This window comes from Ruegeria sp. YKSD179, assembly GCF_059612885.1.
The window spans coordinates 46,857-62,614 of sequence record NZ_JBXWRL010000031.1 but is presented as its reverse complement, the minus strand read 5'-3'; the positions used below and the strand labels follow the sequence as shown (position 1 = coordinate 62,614).

Sequence of the window (15,758 nt, the reverse complement as noted above, 5' to 3'; positions counted from 1 at the left end):
GTCGGCGCGGGCGTTGTGTCGAAGATTATTGAATAATTCGTTTTAACGAAAGACCAGACAGAAAGGGCGCCCTCCAAGGCGCCCTTTTTTTGAATTTCAACAAATCAGGCGGAGGTGTTAACCTTATTGCCATTGGTTAACGCAACAGGAAAGAGATCAGTTGATGAACTTTTCTTCGCTTTCACTCAGTCTTTTCGCATCATTATATATTGCATCAACACCGGTGTTTTCCCAACAGGTTGCGGACCGCATCTATTCTGGTGGACCGATCCTCACAATAGACGACGAGCGACCAACTGTAGAGGCAGTAGCGGTTAGGGACGGGCGCATACTGGCGGTTGGCGCGCACGACGAAATCGCCGCTTACCAGGGCGACGGAACCGAACTCTTTGATCTCGAAGGGCGCACGATGCTGCCGGGTTTTGTTGATAGCCACGGGCATGTTGTCATGGGGGGGCTGCAGGCCCTCTCGGCAAATTTGCTTGCACCCCCGGACGGAAAGGTCACGGACATTTCCAGCCTGCAATCCACTCTCACTGAATGGGCCGCTGAAAATGCCAAAGCCGTCGAGAGCACCAAAATGATTATTGGATTTGGTTACGACAACGCGCAGTTAAAAGAGCTGCGCCACCCGACACGACAAGATTTGGACGCGGTTTCAGAAGATCTGCCTGTCATAATTATTCATCAATCTGGTCACTTGGGAGTCGCGAATTCAAGGGCGTTGGAAATTGCAGGGATAACGTCTTCGTCTGAGGCACCACCCGGCGGGGTTATTCAGCGGGATGCAGACGGAGAGCCAAATGGTGTGTTAGAGGAATACGCTTTCTTTTCCGTGCTTGTGCCATTGTTAGGTAACCTTGGTGAAGAAGGGTTGGTTGCGTTCGCGCAGGCGGGCAGCAAGCTTTGGGCAAGATATGGCTATACGACCGGACAAGAAGGCAGATCGTCGGGTCAAATTGTCGAAGCTCTGAGAAAAGTTGCGTCGACTGAGGGGCTTCCCATTGATGTTGTGGCCTTTCCCGATGTTTTGGAATCGCGTGAATTCATTGGTGCCAATGTCTCGCAAACTTACGACGATCGAGTGCGGGTCGGAGGATGCAAGCTGACGATTGATGGATCGCCTCAAGGCTTTACCGCTTTGCGTGATCGTCCTTATTATGACCCCGTCGGCTCGTACCCGGCCGGATATGCCGGTTATGCGGCCATATCAATGGACCAGCTGCAGGATGCCGTAAACTGGTGTTTTGAAAACGGGTTTCAGATTCTGGTGCACTCGAACGGAGAAGGGGCTTCAGATATGCTGATCGCTGCCTTGGAAGTTGCCCAGATGAAGTTCGGTGAGCCAGGCAACCGACCCGTTTTGGTTCACGGTCAATTCTTAAGAGAGGACCAAGTTGAAAGTTACAAGCGACTGGGTGTATTTCCTTCGATCTTTCCTATGCATACTTTCTATTGGGGGGATTGGCATCGAGATCATACTGTCGGCCCGGTGAACGCCGAAAACATCTCGCCATCTGGTTGGATTCGTCAGAGAGACATGATGTTTGGCACCCACCACGACGCGCCCGTCGCGCTTCCGGACAGTATGCGCGTGCTGGCGGCGACGGTGACCCGCAGAACGCGTTCGGGCGATATACTGGGACCTCACCAAAGGGTGGACGTTATGACGGCCTTGAAAGCCATGACAATCTGGCCCGCTTGGCAGCACTTTGAAGAAAAGGAAAAGGGTTCTATCGAAATTGGCAAAGTCGCGGATTTCGTAATCCTGTCAGATGATCCATCCGCAGTAGAACCGGAAAATCTGTCAGAGCTGCAGGTTCTGGTAACCGTAAAAGGCGACGAAGTCGTATATAAGGCCGAAGAAGGCGTTCGGGAAGGAAACTTGCATTTCTCACCATTTTCGAATGACCCGGTCCTAGCCCATGTTTTCCTTCATGCGATTTATCAGGGTATGCAGGTAGAAGACCCCTGGCTTGCGCGGAACTAGGCGGGGAGCGTTGTTACGGACGCTTGAGCGACCGAGAAACTCGAGCCCTTGTTAACAACTTTTTGTTCGGCGTTGAGCTAAACAACCTGATCGCGGTAGCAAACGGTCTGCGCTTTGCGATCCTCGAAGGCGACCGCACCGTCGGCGCAGGCGTTGTGCAAAAAATCATAGAGTAAGTTGACTCTACCCACTGGCGGGGGGCAGTTGCTCTGAAAAAGCAGAAAAAAGGTGATCTCGCCGGATATACCCTTGCATGCGGAATAAGACCGAAGCGCAGTTGACTGTATAAGCGGGCTTCAATTCCCTCTTGCCAAACCGCACCAACCCCACTAATACGCGCGAGTTCTCAATAAGAACGTCAAGGCGGGGTGATTCCCGCCTTTTGGGTTCGATGAGGGTTGGCGATGCGCGTCTGTCCTCCTCTCAACTCCAACGCCTGATAAAAGGCTGTATCTATGCAAAGCCAAAACATCCGTATTCGGCTGAAGGCATTTGACTATCGCGTTCTGGATGCCAGCACGCAAGAGATCGTCAACACTGCCAAGCGGACCGGCGCGAACGTGCGTGGCCCGATCCCTCTGCCGAACAAGATTGAGAAGTTCACGGTTCTCCGTGGCCCTCACGTTGATAAGAAATCACGCGATCAGTTCGAGATCCGCACGCACAAGCGTCTGCTCGACATCGTTGATCCGACTCCCCAGACCGTGGACGCTCTGATGAAGCTCGACCTGGCTGCTGGTGTGGATGTCGAGATCAAGCTGCAGTCGTAAGATCGGAGGGTATAGATTATGCGCTCTGGTATTATCGCAAAAAAAGTTGGCATGACCCGCCTGTTCATGGAAGACGGAAAGCAGATCCCTGTGACCGTTCTTCACCTGGACAACCTGCAGGTCGTTGCACAGCGTACCACTGACAAAGACGGCTACACCGCTGTCCAGCTGGGTGCGGGTGCTGCCAAAGCAAAACGCACCTCAAAGGCCATGCGCGGTCATTACGCCGCTGCAAAGGTTGAACCCAAGCGTAAGCTGGCTGAGTTCCGTGTCTCCGAAGATGGCCTGATTGATGTGGGTGCCGAGATTTCGGCAGAACACTTCCTTGAAGGTCAGAAGGTTGACGTTTCGGGTACATCCATCGGTAAAGGCTTTGCTGGTGCGATGAAGCGCTGGAACTTCGGTGGTCTGCGCGCCTCGCACGGTGTTTCGATCAGCCACCGCTCGCACGGTTCGACCGGTCAGTGTCAGGACCCGGGCAAGGTGTTCAAGGGCAAGAAGATGGCCGGTCACATGGGTGCTGCCCGTGTAACCACCCAGAACCTGGAAGTCGTCAAAACTGATGCCGACCGGAATCTGGTCTTTATCAAAGGCGCTGTTCCCGGACCGAAATCGGGCTGGGTCACCGTCAAGGACGCGGTCAAAAAGAAAGCACCGGAAGGCCTGCCTTTCCCGGCTGCTGTTAAATCGGCTGCGACTGAGGCGACCGAAGCACCTGCGGAAGAAGTTCCCGCGGAAGGTGGTGAAGCATGAAACTTGATGTAATCAAACTGGACGGCAAAAAGGCCGGCAACATCGAGCTGGATGCAGAGCTGTTCGGTCTCGAACCGCGCGCGGACATCCTGCACCGAGTGGTCCGTTGGCAGCGCAATAACGCGCAGGCTGGCACCCATAAGGTAAAGACCCGCTCGGAAACCAGCTACTCGACCAAGAAGATCTATCGCCAGAAGGGCACAGGTGGCGCACGCCATGGTGACCGTAACGCGCCGATTTTCCGCAAGGGTGGTATTTACAAGGGCCCGACCCCTCGTTCGCACGGACACGACCTGCCGAAGAAGTTCCGCAAGCTTGGCCTGCGCCACGCTCTGTCGGCCAAAGCCAAAGCAGGAGAACTGGTTGTGATCGAGAACGCCGAAGCGGAAGGCAAGACCGCTGCTCTGGCCAAACAGGTTGCAAACCTGGGCTGGAAGCGCGCCTTGGTCATCGACGGGGCGACCGTGAACGAAGGTTTCCTTAAGGCGTCGCGCAACATCGAAGGTCTGGATATCCTGCCATCGATGGGTGCAAACGTTTATGACATCCTCAAGCGTGACACTCTGGTGCTCACCAAAGCGGCTGTCGAAGCACTGGAGGCTCGTCTGAAATGAGCGCGAAGGCAGAACACTACGACGTGATCCGCAAGCCGGTCATCACCGAAAAGTCGACCATGGCGTCCGAAAACGGCGCGGTTGTCTTTGAAGTGGCGATCGACAGCAACAAGCCGCAGATCAAAGAGGCGGTTGAGGCGCTGTTTGGTGTGAAGGTCAAAGCGGTGAACACCACCGTGACCAAAGGCAAGGTAAAGCGGTTCCGCGGCCAGCTGGGCCGTCGGAAAGACGTCAAAAAAGCATACGTGACCCTGGAAGAGGGTAACACCATCGACGTGAGCACCGGTCTCTGATCGAACCCGTCTTTGGAGAGAGATAAAGGCCCCCGCGAAAGCGGGGGTTTTTTGTTGGGTCTCAGAAGATCAGATCGAGAATTTTCTAACTATTCGAAAATAAAGTCACATTCATGCCAACACTTACTGGCGTAAACGCAGAACTAGTGGATTGTGTGTCGGACTGCTGCGTCAAGACTATCTTCTATAATCACTGGGAAGCCTTCGAATTCAGAAGGCACATTGGCAAAATAAGCCAGCCAGCATTTGTCGCCGGAAACCACTAGTCGATAACTTCCATCGTCGCACCACGCAAAAATACTTGCCCGGGAACTAGGCAGAGCCAAGCTCTTTGATAGTTCCTTTGCTGCCGCGAGGGCTTTTTGGTGACTATGTAACATTGTGTTTCGAAACTACTTCCACATCTAGGCGTTGCAGAATTGGTGTCAAAGGTAAAATAAACGATATACCACGTTGTTCGTTGCCGGCAAACACTAATCCGACAGCCAGTTCAGTGCCATTCCCGTCCGTGCTAACTACTAGCGAGCCAGAGTCTCCAGAACGAGAAAATGGTACACCACCATCCCCCACAACGATATATACGTCGTTAAACCATACAGTTTTTTTTAACGCCATATTCGGTGACCGCATAAGAAACGGGTACCGGCGAGGCGGATTGAGCGTCGATTGTTCCGAGCGTAAGTCCAGTTGTTCGAACAACTTTTTTCACTTTCATGCTCGGAATTGGAATGGCCGTTGTCTGAGGTGTGTCGAAATAATTGCCTTGATACGAAGTCACTTTGGAAGAATCTGAAAGTTCGAAAAGGCTGGCGTCGCAGTTTTCACTGATGTCGATGTTTTCGGGAATGCCGTCATTGATAGGAAGCAAGCTAGAATGGCGCCCAACAGTGAATGGGTCGCAAGCGTTTTCTGTCGCGTCGAGAGGGCCAGGAGCCAAGATTGGAAGTCCGGGCATCGCGTTGTTGCAAGCGCCTGTGACGTGATTGTTTGATAGGCCGTACAGCTTACCTTGATTGTCCTTCACGATCAGGCCGAGAGTTCCTGCGCCAATGCAGTGTGCCGGGAAAACAGATGAGCCACAGGTATAGTGATTGCCGCGAAGAATATAGGGCTGCGGGTTTTGCGGAGGGGGAGGGTTCCCTTTGACCTGCGCGATACCGCCTTGCGCATACTCTACTGTGCACTCACCGAATTTGAATGGAAGGGTCTTTTCATCGGATTTTGATACTTTGGAGTGCGTAAAGACAATAATTTTTCTTTCAGGCTCAGAAAATCCAACAAGGTTAACGGAGCGCTTTCGAAGAACAGTTTCAGTTGCCTGAGCCAAAAATTCATTTGAGGTGACGTCGTAGTCTACCTCGTCCTGATCCAAACCATCTTCAAGTGGTGTTTTGTCGAACAGGTTCTTTTGCTTGGCCCAAGCCAGAAATGCTTCAGCGACATCTCGAACTGAGCGTTTGTCGTCGCTGCCCAACTGATCCAAATCAACCATTACAATATTGCCTTGATAGTTTACTATTTTTGGTAGAGTAGACCACTTCGTTCGAAGTTGCACAACTCCTCAGTGAGCGAATAAATCTTTAAGCCACGCTAAGATAGCCATGATCGTTTGAACTTGATTTATATTAAATTTCAAACGTGATTTAAATTGAGCTCCCTATAGACACCCACCCCCAACCCTGTTACATGCTCCCAATCTTGCGGCCTCGGATTCGTTCCGGGGCCTCTGATATTTGTAATCGGGGACCTTCGGGGCCCTATACCCTTGGCGCTCAGGTGATGTGTTTCCAAAGGAAACAGACGGGCGGGCGCCTATCACATAGCGGGGAAATCCCTCGCACTTGCTAAACGGAAGACAGAAAGCATGGCACTCAAGTCGTACAAGCCGACGACGCCGGGCCAGCGCGGGCTGGTGCTGATCGACCGTTCGGAGCTTTGGAAAGGACGTCCGGTCAAGTCTCTCACAGAGGGTTTGACCAAATCGGGCGGCCGGAACAACACCGGACGGATCACTTCACGCCGCCGCGGCGGTGGCGCAAAGCGTCTCTACCGGATCGTTGACTTTAAACGGAACAAAATGGATGTCGCGGCAACCGTCGAGCGGATCGAATACGACCCGAACCGGACCGCATTCATCGCACTGGTAAAATACGAAGACGGCGAGCAGGCGTATATCCTGGCTCCGCAGCGTTTGGCGGTGGGTGACAAGGTCATCTCATCGACAAAGGCGGACATCAAGCCGGGCAACGCAATGCCGTTCTCGGGCATGCCAATCGGTACAATTGTCCACAACATCGAGATGAAGCCTGGCAAAGGCGGTCAGATCGCGCGCGCGGCGGGTACGTACGCCCAGTTTGTTGGTCGCGATGGCGGTTACGCTCAGATCCGGCTGAGCTCGGGCGAGCTTCGCATGGTCCGTCAGGAATGCATGGCCACTATCGGTGCCGTATCCAACCCCGACAACAGCAACCAAAACCTCGGTAAAGCCGGTCGCATGCGCCACAAGGGCGTTCGTCCGTCGGTTCGTGGTGTTGCGATGAACCCGATCGATCACCCGCACGGTGGTGGTGAAGGTCGTACTTCGGGTGGCCGTACACCGGTTACACCATGGGGTAAGGATACCAAGGGTAAGCGTACCCGTAACAAGAACAAAGCGTCCCAGAAGCTGATTATCCGCTCGCGGCACGCCAAGAAGAAGGGACGTTAAACTATGTCTCGCTCTGTTTGGAAGGGCCCTTTCGTCGATGCTTACGTGCTGAAAAAAGCCGAAGCAGCGCGCGAGTCGGGCCGTAACGAAGTCATCAAAATTTGGTCGCGTCGTTCCACCATTTTGCCCCAGTTCGTGGGTCTGACCTTTGGTGTGTACAACGGCCATAAACATATTCCCGTAAACGTCTCGGAAGACATGATCGGTCAGAAGTTCGGTGAATACTCGCCGACCCGGACCTATTACGGTCACGCCGCAGACAAAAAAGCGAAGCGGAAGTAAGTCATGGGCAAGGAAAAGAACCCCCGCCGCGTGGCTGAAAACGAAGCAATGGCGAAAACCCGCATGCTTCGCACTAGTCCGCAGAAACTGAACCTGGTTGCGCAGATGATCCGCGGCAAGAAAGTTGAGAAGGCTTTGACCGATCTAACCTTCTCGAACAAGCGCGTCGCACAGGATGTGAAGAAATGCCTTCAGTCCGCAATCGCCAACGCCGAGAACAATCACAACCTGGACGTAGATGAGCTGATCGTTGCCGAGGCCTGGGTTGGCAAGAATTTGGTCATGAAGCGTGGTCGCCCGCGTGCCCGTGGCCGCTTTGGGAAAATCCTGAAGCCGTTCTCGGAGATCACCATCAAGGTGCGTCAAGTTGAGGAGCAAGCCTAATGGGACATAAAGTCAATCCGGTCGGCATGCGCCTTCAGGTGAACCGCACCTGGGACAGCCGTTGGTACGCAGATACCAAGGACTACGGAGATCTTCTGCTGGAAGACATCAAAATCCGTGAGTTCATTCAGAAAGAGTGTAAGCAGGCCGGTGTTGCCCGTGTGATCATCGAACGTCCGCACAAAAAGTGCCGCGTAACGATCCATACAGCGCGTCCGGGCGTCATAATCGGCAAGAAAGGTGCAGACATCGAAGTTCTGCGCAAAAAGCTTGCCCGCATGACTGACAGCGAACTGCACCTGAACATCGTCGAGGTGCGCAAGCCCGAGCTTGATGCGCAACTTGTTGCAGAGTCTATCGCTCAGCAACTTGAACGCCGCGTTTCGTTCCGCCGCGCGATGAAGCGGTCGGTTCAGAACGCCATGCGCATGGGCGCACTCGGTATTCGCGTCAACGTTGCTGGCCGTCTGGGCGGTGCCGAAATTGCGCGGACCGAGTGGTACCGGGAAGGCCGCGTTCCTCTGCACACTCTGCGTGCAGATATCGATTACGCACATGCCGAAGCGATGACACCGTATGGGATCATTGGGATCAAGGTCTGGATCTTCAAAGGTGAGATCATGGAGCACGATCCGCAGGCACGTGACCGTAAAGCACAGGAACTCCAGGATGGTCCGGCGCCTCGCGGTGCAGGCGGCCGTCGTTAAGGAGGATTTGAGATGCTTCAACCAAAGCGTACAAAATTCCGCAAGATGCACAAAGGCCGGATCAAGGGCGAAGCCAAAGGTGGCTCTGATCTGAACTTTGGCACCTATGGACTTAAAGCATTGCAGCCTGAACGTGTGACTGCGCGTCAGATCGAAGCTGCGCGTCGTGCCATGACCCGTCATATGAAACGTCAAGGTCGCGTTTGGATCCGTATCTTCCCCGACACTCCGGTTACGGCAAAGCCGATCGAAGTTCGTATGGGTAAAGGTAAGGGTTCGGTCGATCGCTGGGCTTGCAAAGTCAAGCCGGGTCGCGTGATGTTCGAGATCGACGGTGTCAACGACGACATCGCTCGTGAGGCACTGCGTCTTGCGGCGATGAAGTTGCCGATCAAGACTCGCGTTGTGGTTCGCGAAGACTGGTAAGTAATTGGCGGCAACCCCGCTTGAAATTTGATGACCCCCGTCGGAGAGCCGGCGGGGGTTTTCTTTTTCGCCCGAACTCTGCGATCGGGCTGCGATTGGAATCGACGAACAACTGGCGCACGCTTAGGCTGCCAAGCAGCAATGTGAGAGGTTTCAATGTTTCAGTTGCGCAAAAAGGTTTTTCTCAAAGAAGTCGTTACGGCGGACCAATTGGGCCAGCCCTGCCCGCCAATCAACCGCGTGGCTGCCATGGCTGTTTTTCAAAACCCGTTATCTGGGAAATTCTCGGAGGACTTATCAGAGCTTTTTGAGATTGGTGGTGCTCTTGGTAAAGATCTTGCCGCAGAAGCAATAAGGCAACTAAACGGTGATCCGGTCTCATACGGAAAGGCCGCGATTGTGGGCATCAATGGTGACCTCGAACAGGGTGGGGCAGTGATACATCCCAGGCTTGGTGCTCCGATGCGCGCAGCGGCCGGCGGGGGTGAAGCAGTAATTCCTTCTAATGCCAAGCTTGGTGCACCGGGATGTGAAATCGACCTGCCGCTTGGTCATAAGGACAACCCTTGGTCGTTCGATCATTTTGACACAATGACTTTGAACATACCTGACGCGCCAAAACCTGACGAGATCGTGCTTTGCTTAGCCTACGCAGATGGTGGGCGACCTATACCGCGCTGCGGTAAAGGGCCCATAAACACGTAAACGCAGCTACATTGACTGGCGTTGGTGAAGGGGCTGGGTTATGCCCGGCTCATGGCACAAATTGAATCACTCTTCGTTACCCGTCTCTATCGCGCAGCTTTGTCTGAATTCGACCCCAAGATCGACAAGGAAGAGTTGGAAAGTTCCTGTCTTGTCATCGCTGAGGATGACGAGGCCGGGCAAGAATGGTGCGAGAAGAACGGTTATCCCGGATATACAAGTTATGCGTCTCTGACGGATTTGCCTTGGCGGTTTCCGATCTTCACAGATCTGGTTGCATCACTGGACCGGCACGTCGCCGCATTCGCCAAGGATTTGGAGTTTGATCTGGGCGAAGGAAAGTTAAAGCTTGAGGATTTGTGGATCAACATCCTGCCCGAAGGCGGAATGCATTCCAGCCACATTCATCCGCACAGCGTGATTTCAGGCACGACCTATGTGGCGATGCCCGAAGGAACAAGTGCTTTGAAACTGGAAGACCCCCGCTCGGGCCGCATGATGGCCGCGCCGACTCGTCTGAAGGGCGCGCGGCGGGACTTGCGGCCGTTCATCTACATGCAGCCGCAGGTGGGTGAAGTTCTGCTGTGGGAAAGCTGGCTGCGCCACGAGGTGCCGATGAACATGGCCGAAGAAGAGCGGATTTCCGTGAGCTTTAATTATAAGTGGGAATAAGCGCGCCTTTAGACGGTCGCACTGCGCATTTTCTCTGTCACCCAGTCTTGCAATTTAAACGAGAGCTTTTCTCGAAACAGTTTCGTGATAATCTGTATGCACTTTTTATGTGTTTATTACGGAGAATTGGAATGGAATTTTTTAAGCCACAATTGTCGATCAAGATTAACCCAAACCTAAAGTCGTATGATGTCGAGGCAACAGTAGTCGTACCTACCGGGTGCTATGCAAAGGTCGGAGCATCTGCTGGGGCACCTCCGGATCAATATACCCTTCCGGAAGTTGAGCCGATCACATTGGCGATAAAATCGACGGATGGTCCCTGTATTCAAGCCCCTCAAGTTTTGACCTTCAAAGTAAGATGGCTGCCGCAAACGATTGGCAAAACCACCGTCCTTGCATTTGTGACAGTCGATGGTGACGTGGTAGCAACGGGCTCTAAAAGAATAGTGAGCTTTTCAAACGACATTATTGCTTCTGCGGCGGACACAGCCTTACCCCCGCCCGGGTCTGGCATCGAAATAAATTCAGTTTCAGCATGGATAAACGCGCAACCGCCTCAACCTCCCAGATTGATTGCGATCGTAAATATTATAGCGCCATGCTTAAATTACGAGTTCACCTTTGATGACAAAGGACCTTTTGGAATTACGGGGAAAACCAGGCTTGTCGAATTGATTGCGACCCTTCCTGACGCATGCGACAGGGTCATTTTCGAAGGCCCTGTCAGATTTGAAACAGAGCTGGCGTCAAAGAACGAATTCGACTCGATCGCGATAGAGTTTGAAGGTGAACTTTATCTCGATCCCTTGGAAATCGTAGTCTAAGCTTAATTGTCTTCGATGGGCGGGAAAGCCCATCGAAGCAAAAGGCTGAAACTTTCCCTTGCCACACTCACCCCAAACCCTTATACGGCGGCATCCTGCGGTCTCCCGGCGTTGTCGGGCGATTCGTATGTCTATCATTCATCCACCAGGTCAAAGGTGACCCTGTAAGGGGGCCTTCTGGTGTTTTGAGCAAAGGAAAAAGGCGATGAACGCCCAAGAACTGCGTGACAAGACCCCGGACCAGCTCCGCGAGGAACTGGCCAACCTGAAGAAAGAAAGCTTTAACCTGCGCTTTCAACAGGCAACCGGTCAGCTGGAAAACACAGCCGGTATCAAAGCGGCCCGCCGCAATGCTGCCCGTGTCAAAACCATTCTGAACGAAAAGGCCGCTGCTGCGGCATCCGAGGAGTAATCAGATGCCCAAGCGTATTCTGCAAGGCACCGTGACCAGCGACGCCAATGAACAGACCGTAACCGTATCAGTCGAGCGCCGCTTTACGCATCCGGTTCTGAAGAAAACCATTCGTAAGTCCAAAAAATACAGGGCTCACGATGAAAGGAACGCCTTCAAAGTCGGCGATACAGTCCGCATTATCGAATGCGCGCCGAAATCGAAGACGAAACGTTGGGAGGTTCTGGAAGCTTAGGGCGTCCGGAGCTTTTCCATTTGTCGAAACCCTGGGGGAACTAACTAGACCAGCCCCCACAGGTCGGGAGAAACCACATGATCCAGATGCAGACCAATCTGGATGTCGCTGACAACTCTGGCGCACGCCGAGTTCAGTGCATCAAGGTCCTGGGTGGTTCCAAGCGTAAATACGCTTCTGTTGGCGACGTTATCGTCGTCTCGGTGAAGGAAGCCATCCCACGCGGTCGCGTAAAGAAAGGTGACGTCCGCAAGGCCGTCGTCGTACGCACCGCTAAAGAAGTCCGTCGCGAAGACGGCACAGCGATCCGTTTTGATCGCAACGCCGCCGTCATCCTGAACAACAACAACGAGCCGATCGGTACCCGTATCTTTGGCCCCGTTGTTCGTGAATTGCGTGGCAAGAACTTCATGAAAATCATCTCGCTTGCCCCGGAGGTGCTGTAATCATGGCTGCTAAACTCCGCAAAGGCGACAAAGTTGTCGTGTTGGCCGGTAAGGACAAGGGCAAAGAGGGAACCATAACCTCTGTTGACCCAAAGGCCGGTAAGGCCGTTGTCGACGGTATCAACATTGCCATTCGCCACACACGCCAGACGCAGAACAGCCAAGGTGGCCGCCTTCCCAAGGCTTTGCCGATCGACTTGTCGAACCTGGCGCTGCTGGACAAGAACGGTAAAGCAACCCGTGTCGGTTTCCGCATGGAAGGCGAAAAGAAGGTTCGTTTTGCTAAGACAACGGGAGATGTAATCGATGCTTGACACCGCAAACTACACCCCGCGCTTGAAAACTCAGTATGCCGAAACCATCCGTCCTGCTTTGAAAGAAGAGTTCGGTTACAAGAACGACATGCAGCTTCCCAAGCTGGAAAAAATTGTTCTGAACATCGGTTGTGGTGCTGAAGCCGTCAAAGACTCGAAAAAAGCGAAAGCTGCGGTCGAAGACTTGACGGCGATTGCTGGCCAGCAAGCTGTATCCACCAAAGCGAAAAAGTCGATCGCGGGTTTCCGCGTCCGCGAAGATATGCCGCTGGGTGCCAAGGTTACCCTGCGCGGCGACCGGATGTACGAGTTCCTGGATCGTCTAATTACCATCGCGATGCCGCGTGTTCGTGACTTCCGCGGTGTTAAGCCTTCTTTCGATGGTCGTGGCAACTTTGCCATGGGCATGAAAGAGCACATCGTTTTCCCTGAAATCGACTTCGACAAAGTCGACGAGGTCTGGGGCCTGGATATCGTAATTGCCACCACAGCGAAAACCGACGCTGAAGCAAAGGCACTGTTGAAGCATTTCAACGTGCCGTTCAACGCATAAGCGCCGGGAGGATTGAGACATGGCTAAGAAAGCAATGATCGAACGCGAGAAAAAGCGCGAACGCCTGGTGGCCAAATATGCCGCAAAGCGTGCCGAGCTGAAAGAAATCGCTAATGACGAGAGCAAGCCGATGGAAGAGCGTTTCAAAGCGCGTCTGAAACTGGCGAAACTGCCGCGCAACAGCTCGGCTACCCGTCTGCACAACCGCTGTCAGCTGACCGGTCGTCCCCACGCTTATTACCGTAAGCTTAAGGTCAGCCGTATCGCGCTGCGCGAGCTGGGTTCTGCTGGTCAGATCCCCGGCATGGTGAAATCGAGCTGGTAAGGGAGAGATTGATATGAACGATCCTATCGGCGATATGCTCACCCGTATCCGCAATGCGCAAATGCGCGGAAAGTCCACTGTTTCTACCCCGGCTTCAAAGCTGCGCGGTTGGGTTTTGGACGTGCTGGCGGACGAAGGTTATATCCGTGGCTATGAAAAGACGACCGGTGAAAACGGTCATCCAGCCATCGAAATCAGCCTGAAATACTACGAAGGCACCCCTGTCATTCGCGAACTGAAGCGGGTTTCCAAGCCCGGTCGCCGTGTTTACATGGGCGTCAATGACATCCCGCAGGTCCGTCAGGGTCTGGGCGTGTCGATTGTCAGCACTCCGAAAGGTGTGATGTCGGACGCAAACGCTCGCTCCAACAATGTTGGCGGCGAAGTGCTCTGCACCGTCTTCTAAGGAGGTCTGCAATGTCTCGTATTGGTAAAAAACCGGTCGAGTTACCCAGCGGTGTTACCGCCACTGTGTCCGGCCAGACCATCGAAGTGAAGGGCCCGAAAGGCTCCCGCAGCTTCACCGCCACCGACGATGTGACGCTGTCAGTTGAAGACAACGTGGTCAAGATCGATCCGCGCGGCATGTCCAAGCGCGCGCGCCAACAGTGGGGCATGAGCCGCACTATGGTCGCAAATCTTGTTGAAGGCGTGACCAACGGCTTCAAGAAGGAACTTGAAATTCAGGGTGTTGGTTACCGGGCGCAGATGCAAGGCAATACCTTGAAGCTGAACCTTGGCTACAGCCACGACGTTGATTTCGTTGCTCCGGACGGCGTGACCATTACGGCACCGAAGCAAACCGAGATTGTTGTCGAAGGTATCGACCAACAACAAGTTGGTGAAGTTGCCGCAAAAATCCGCGATTGGCGCCGCCCCGAGCCGTATAAAGGCAAGGGCATCCGCTATAAGGGCGAGTTCATCTTCCGCAAGGAAGGCAAAAAGAAGTAAGGACGCAAACAATGGCAAACAGCAAAAGAACCCTGTTTCTGAAGCGCCGCCTGCGCGTTCGGAACAAACTTCGCAAAGTCAACGCGGGTCGGCCGCGTCTGTCTGTGCATCGGTCAAACAAGAACATCTCCGTTCAGTTGATCGACGACGTACGTGGCGTGACGCTGGCCTCCGCCTCGACCCTGGAAAAAGATCTGGGTGTTGTTGGCAAGAACAACGTCGAAGCGGCCGCCAAAGTGGGCGCAGCGATCGCCGAGCGTGCCAAGAAAGCTGGCGTCGAAGAAGCCTATTTCGATCGTGGTGGTTTCCTATTCCACGGCAAAGTGAAGGCTGTCGCCGACGCTGCGCGTGAAGGTGGTCTGAAGATCTAAGACTTGCGGGCGGGTTTCGATCCGCCCCGATGATCCGGGGGCTTCGGCAGCAGTCGGGGCTCACTTGGATTGAATAAAACGGCGCTGATGCGCCTCTAGAGAAAAGGGATGCCAGATGGCAGAACGTGAAAACCGTCGGGGCCGAGGCCGCGACCGTGAAGAAGCACCGGAATTTGCCGATCGACTGGTCGCAATCAACCGTGTGTCTAAAACCGTAAAAGGTGGTAAGCGCTTTGGCTTCGCCGCTCTGGTGGTGGTCGGCGATCAGAAAGGTCGTGTGGGCTTTGGAAAAGGGAAAGCGAAAGAAGTACCTGAAGCCATCCGCAAGGCCACTGAGCAGGCCAAGCGTCAGATGATCCGTGTGCAACTGCGCGAAGGTCGGACTTTGCACCACGATATCGAAGGTCGTCATGGCGCCGGTAAAGTGGTTATGCGCACCGCACCTGAAGGAACCGGCATCATCGCAGGTGGTCCGATGCGTGCTGTGTTCGAAATGCTGGGCGTCAAGGACGTTGTTTCCAAGTCGCTGGGGTCGCAAAACCCGTACAACATGATCCGCGCAACCATTAACGGTCTGCAAAAAGAGCAGAGCCCGCGTTCGGTTGCTGCGCGTCGTGGCAAAAAGGTTGCTGACATCCTGCCCAAGCGGGAAGAAGCCCCGGCGGCCGAAGCACCTGCTGCTGAAGCTGAAGCGTAAGGAGAGCGACCCATGGCAAAAACCATCGTCGTCAAGCAGATCGGTTCTCCGATCCGCCGTCCCGCCGAACAGCGTGCAACTCTGATCGGTCTGGGTCTGAACAAGATGCACAAGACCCGTGAGCTGGAAGATACACCTTCGGTCCGCGGCATGATCAACAAGATTCCACATCTGGTAGAGATCGTCGAAGAACGCGGTTGATCGATTCAAAAACGAAATGCCAAAAAAGCGCCTCCGGTTCGGCTGGGGGCGCTTTTTCGGTTTAAAATAAAGCCTGCTAAATGTATTGGTTTCTTGTAAAAGTTAAAGACCCAGAACAGCGTG

25 protein-coding genes and 1 pseudogene are annotated in these 15,758 nt (G+C 53.8%); 25 read left to right on the top strand and 1 reads right to left on the bottom strand.

Annotated features, from left to right (window positions below; genetic code table 11):
• Nucleotides 1-163: 163 nt before the first annotated feature.
• The 6 genes and pseudogenes from AC2FNE_RS15085 to AC2FNE_RS15060 all read left to right on the top strand — a co-directional run bounded on the left by AC2FNE_RS15085 (nt 164) and on the right by AC2FNE_RS15060 (nt 4,420).
• Nucleotides 164-1,990, top strand: a complete 1,827-nt coding sequence (locus AC2FNE_RS15085; protein WP_170603374.1) for an amidohydrolase — start codon at nt 164-166, stop codon at nt 1,988-1,990.
• A 53-nt stretch (nt 1,991-2,043) separates the two neighbouring features.
• A pseudogene (locus AC2FNE_RS15080) lies at nt 2,044-2,166 on the top strand (EF-Tu C-terminal domain-related protein); the annotation flags it as partial.
• A 279-nt stretch (nt 2,167-2,445) separates the two neighbouring features.
• Entirely contained in the window at nt 2,446-2,760 is a 315-nt protein-coding gene (rpsJ, locus tag AC2FNE_RS15075) for a 30S ribosomal protein S10 (RefSeq protein WP_008756422.1), read from the top strand.
• Nucleotides 2,761-2,778: 18 nt separating this feature from the next.
• A complete protein-coding gene (gene rplC / locus AC2FNE_RS15070; RefSeq protein ID WP_170476939.1) occupies nt 2,779-3,513 on the top strand; it encodes a 50S ribosomal protein L3 in 735 nt (244 codons plus the stop codon).
• Entirely contained in the window at nt 3,510-4,127 is a 618-nt protein-coding gene (gene rplD, locus AC2FNE_RS15065; protein WP_170476941.1) for a 50S ribosomal protein L4, read from the top strand. Before rplC ends, rplD begins: the two co-directional genes overlap by 4 nt.
• Nucleotides 4,124-4,420, top strand: coding sequence for a 50S ribosomal protein L23 (locus tag AC2FNE_RS15060; RefSeq protein ID WP_010437040.1), 297 nt, complete (start codon nt 4,124-4,126; stop codon nt 4,418-4,420). The genes rplD and AC2FNE_RS15060 overlap by 4 nt, the downstream gene beginning before the upstream one ends.
• Nucleotides 4,421-5,006: 586 nt before the next feature.
• Here AC2FNE_RS15060 and AC2FNE_RS15055 read toward each other — a convergent pair.
• The gene (locus AC2FNE_RS15055) at nt 5,007-5,912 is read right to left on the bottom strand and encodes a hypothetical protein (protein ID WP_496805698.1); all 906 of its coding nucleotides are present in this window, start codon (nt 5,910-5,912) and stop codon (nt 5,007-5,009) included.
• 372 nt (nt 5,913-6,284) lie between these two features.
• Between AC2FNE_RS15055 and rplB the strand changes: the two genes are divergently transcribed.
• The 19 genes from rplB (at nt 6,285) to rpmD (ending at nt 15,635) form a co-directional block, all read left to right on the top strand.
• Nucleotides 6,285-7,127, top strand: coding sequence for a 50S ribosomal protein L2 (gene rplB / locus AC2FNE_RS15050; protein ID WP_170476944.1), 843 nt, complete (start codon nt 6,285-6,287; stop codon nt 7,125-7,127).
• A 3-nt stretch (nt 7,128-7,130) separates the two neighbouring features.
• Nucleotides 7,131-7,409 (top strand): 30S ribosomal protein S19, encoded by a 279-nt coding sequence (gene rpsS, locus AC2FNE_RS15045; protein WP_010437056.1) that lies wholly within the window; start codon nt 7,131-7,133, stop codon nt 7,407-7,409.
• Nucleotides 7,410-7,412: 3 nt separating this feature from the next.
• On the top strand, nt 7,413-7,793 hold the full coding sequence (rplV, locus tag AC2FNE_RS15040) for a 50S ribosomal protein L22 (protein WP_008756532.1): 381 nt from the start codon (nt 7,413-7,415) through the stop codon (nt 7,791-7,793).
• Nucleotides 7,793-8,500, top strand: coding sequence for a 30S ribosomal protein S3 (gene rpsC, locus AC2FNE_RS15035; protein WP_170476946.1), 708 nt, complete (start codon nt 7,793-7,795; stop codon nt 8,498-8,500). Before rplV ends, rpsC begins: the two co-directional genes overlap by 1 nt.
• Nucleotides 8,501-8,512: 12 nt before the next feature.
• A complete protein-coding gene (rplP, locus tag AC2FNE_RS15030) occupies nt 8,513-8,926 on the top strand; it encodes a 50S ribosomal protein L16 (protein WP_170476948.1) in 414 nt (137 codons plus the stop codon).
• 156 nt (nt 8,927-9,082) lie between these two features.
• Entirely contained in the window at nt 9,083-9,631 is a 549-nt protein-coding gene (locus AC2FNE_RS15025; RefSeq protein WP_170603378.1) for an amino acid synthesis family protein, read from the top strand.
• Nucleotides 9,632-9,682: 51 nt separating this feature from the next.
• Complete coding sequence (locus AC2FNE_RS15020) at nt 9,683-10,303, top strand: 2OG-Fe(II) oxygenase family protein (protein WP_170476952.1); 621 nt, start codon at nt 9,683-9,685, stop codon at nt 10,301-10,303.
• A 131-nt stretch (nt 10,304-10,434) separates the two neighbouring features.
• Complete coding sequence (locus AC2FNE_RS15015; protein WP_496805697.1) at nt 10,435-11,130, top strand: hypothetical protein; 696 nt, start codon at nt 10,435-10,437, stop codon at nt 11,128-11,130.
• Between the two features lie 205 nt (nt 11,131-11,335).
• Nucleotides 11,336-11,542, top strand: a complete 207-nt coding sequence (gene rpmC, locus AC2FNE_RS15010) for a 50S ribosomal protein L29 (protein WP_010437082.1) — start codon at nt 11,336-11,338, stop codon at nt 11,540-11,542.
• A gap of 4 nt (nt 11,543-11,546) precedes the next feature.
• On the top strand, nt 11,547-11,777 hold the full coding sequence (gene rpsQ, locus AC2FNE_RS15005) for a 30S ribosomal protein S17 (RefSeq protein ID WP_170603382.1): 231 nt from the start codon (nt 11,547-11,549) through the stop codon (nt 11,775-11,777).
• Between the two features lie 77 nt (nt 11,778-11,854).
• Nucleotides 11,855-12,223 (top strand): 50S ribosomal protein L14, encoded by a 369-nt coding sequence (gene rplN / locus AC2FNE_RS15000; RefSeq protein WP_068340767.1) that lies wholly within the window; start codon nt 11,855-11,857, stop codon nt 12,221-12,223.
• A 2-nt stretch (nt 12,224-12,225) separates the two neighbouring features.
• Entirely contained in the window at nt 12,226-12,537 is a 312-nt protein-coding gene (rplX, locus tag AC2FNE_RS14995) for a 50S ribosomal protein L24 (protein ID WP_170476956.1), read from the top strand.
• The gene (rplE, locus tag AC2FNE_RS14990; RefSeq protein ID WP_496805696.1) at nt 12,530-13,090 is read left to right on the top strand and encodes a 50S ribosomal protein L5; all 561 of its coding nucleotides are present in this window, start codon (nt 12,530-12,532) and stop codon (nt 13,088-13,090) included. Before rplX ends, rplE begins: the two co-directional genes overlap by 8 nt.
• A gap of 19 nt (nt 13,091-13,109) precedes the next feature.
• Nucleotides 13,110-13,415 (top strand): 30S ribosomal protein S14, encoded by a 306-nt coding sequence (gene rpsN, locus AC2FNE_RS14985; RefSeq protein WP_010437098.1) that lies wholly within the window; start codon nt 13,110-13,112, stop codon nt 13,413-13,415.
• Between the two features lie 13 nt (nt 13,416-13,428).
• Nucleotides 13,429-13,821, top strand: a complete 393-nt coding sequence (gene rpsH, locus AC2FNE_RS14980; RefSeq protein ID WP_068340741.1) for a 30S ribosomal protein S8 — start codon at nt 13,429-13,431, stop codon at nt 13,819-13,821.
• A gap of 11 nt (nt 13,822-13,832) precedes the next feature.
• Nucleotides 13,833-14,366, top strand: a complete 534-nt coding sequence (gene rplF, locus AC2FNE_RS14975; RefSeq protein WP_170476959.1) for a 50S ribosomal protein L6 — start codon at nt 13,833-13,835, stop codon at nt 14,364-14,366.
• Nucleotides 14,367-14,377: 11 nt separating this feature from the next.
• Entirely contained in the window at nt 14,378-14,737 is a 360-nt protein-coding gene (rplR, locus tag AC2FNE_RS14970) for a 50S ribosomal protein L18 (protein ID WP_170476961.1), read from the top strand.
• 115 nt (nt 14,738-14,852) lie between these two features.
• Complete coding sequence (gene rpsE, locus AC2FNE_RS14965; protein ID WP_170603384.1) at nt 14,853-15,434, top strand: 30S ribosomal protein S5; 582 nt, start codon at nt 14,853-14,855, stop codon at nt 15,432-15,434.
• A 12-nt stretch (nt 15,435-15,446) separates the two neighbouring features.
• The gene (gene rpmD / locus AC2FNE_RS14960; RefSeq protein WP_005621828.1) at nt 15,447-15,635 is read left to right on the top strand and encodes a 50S ribosomal protein L30; all 189 of its coding nucleotides are present in this window, start codon (nt 15,447-15,449) and stop codon (nt 15,633-15,635) included.
• Nucleotides 15,636-15,758 lie beyond the last annotated feature (123 nt).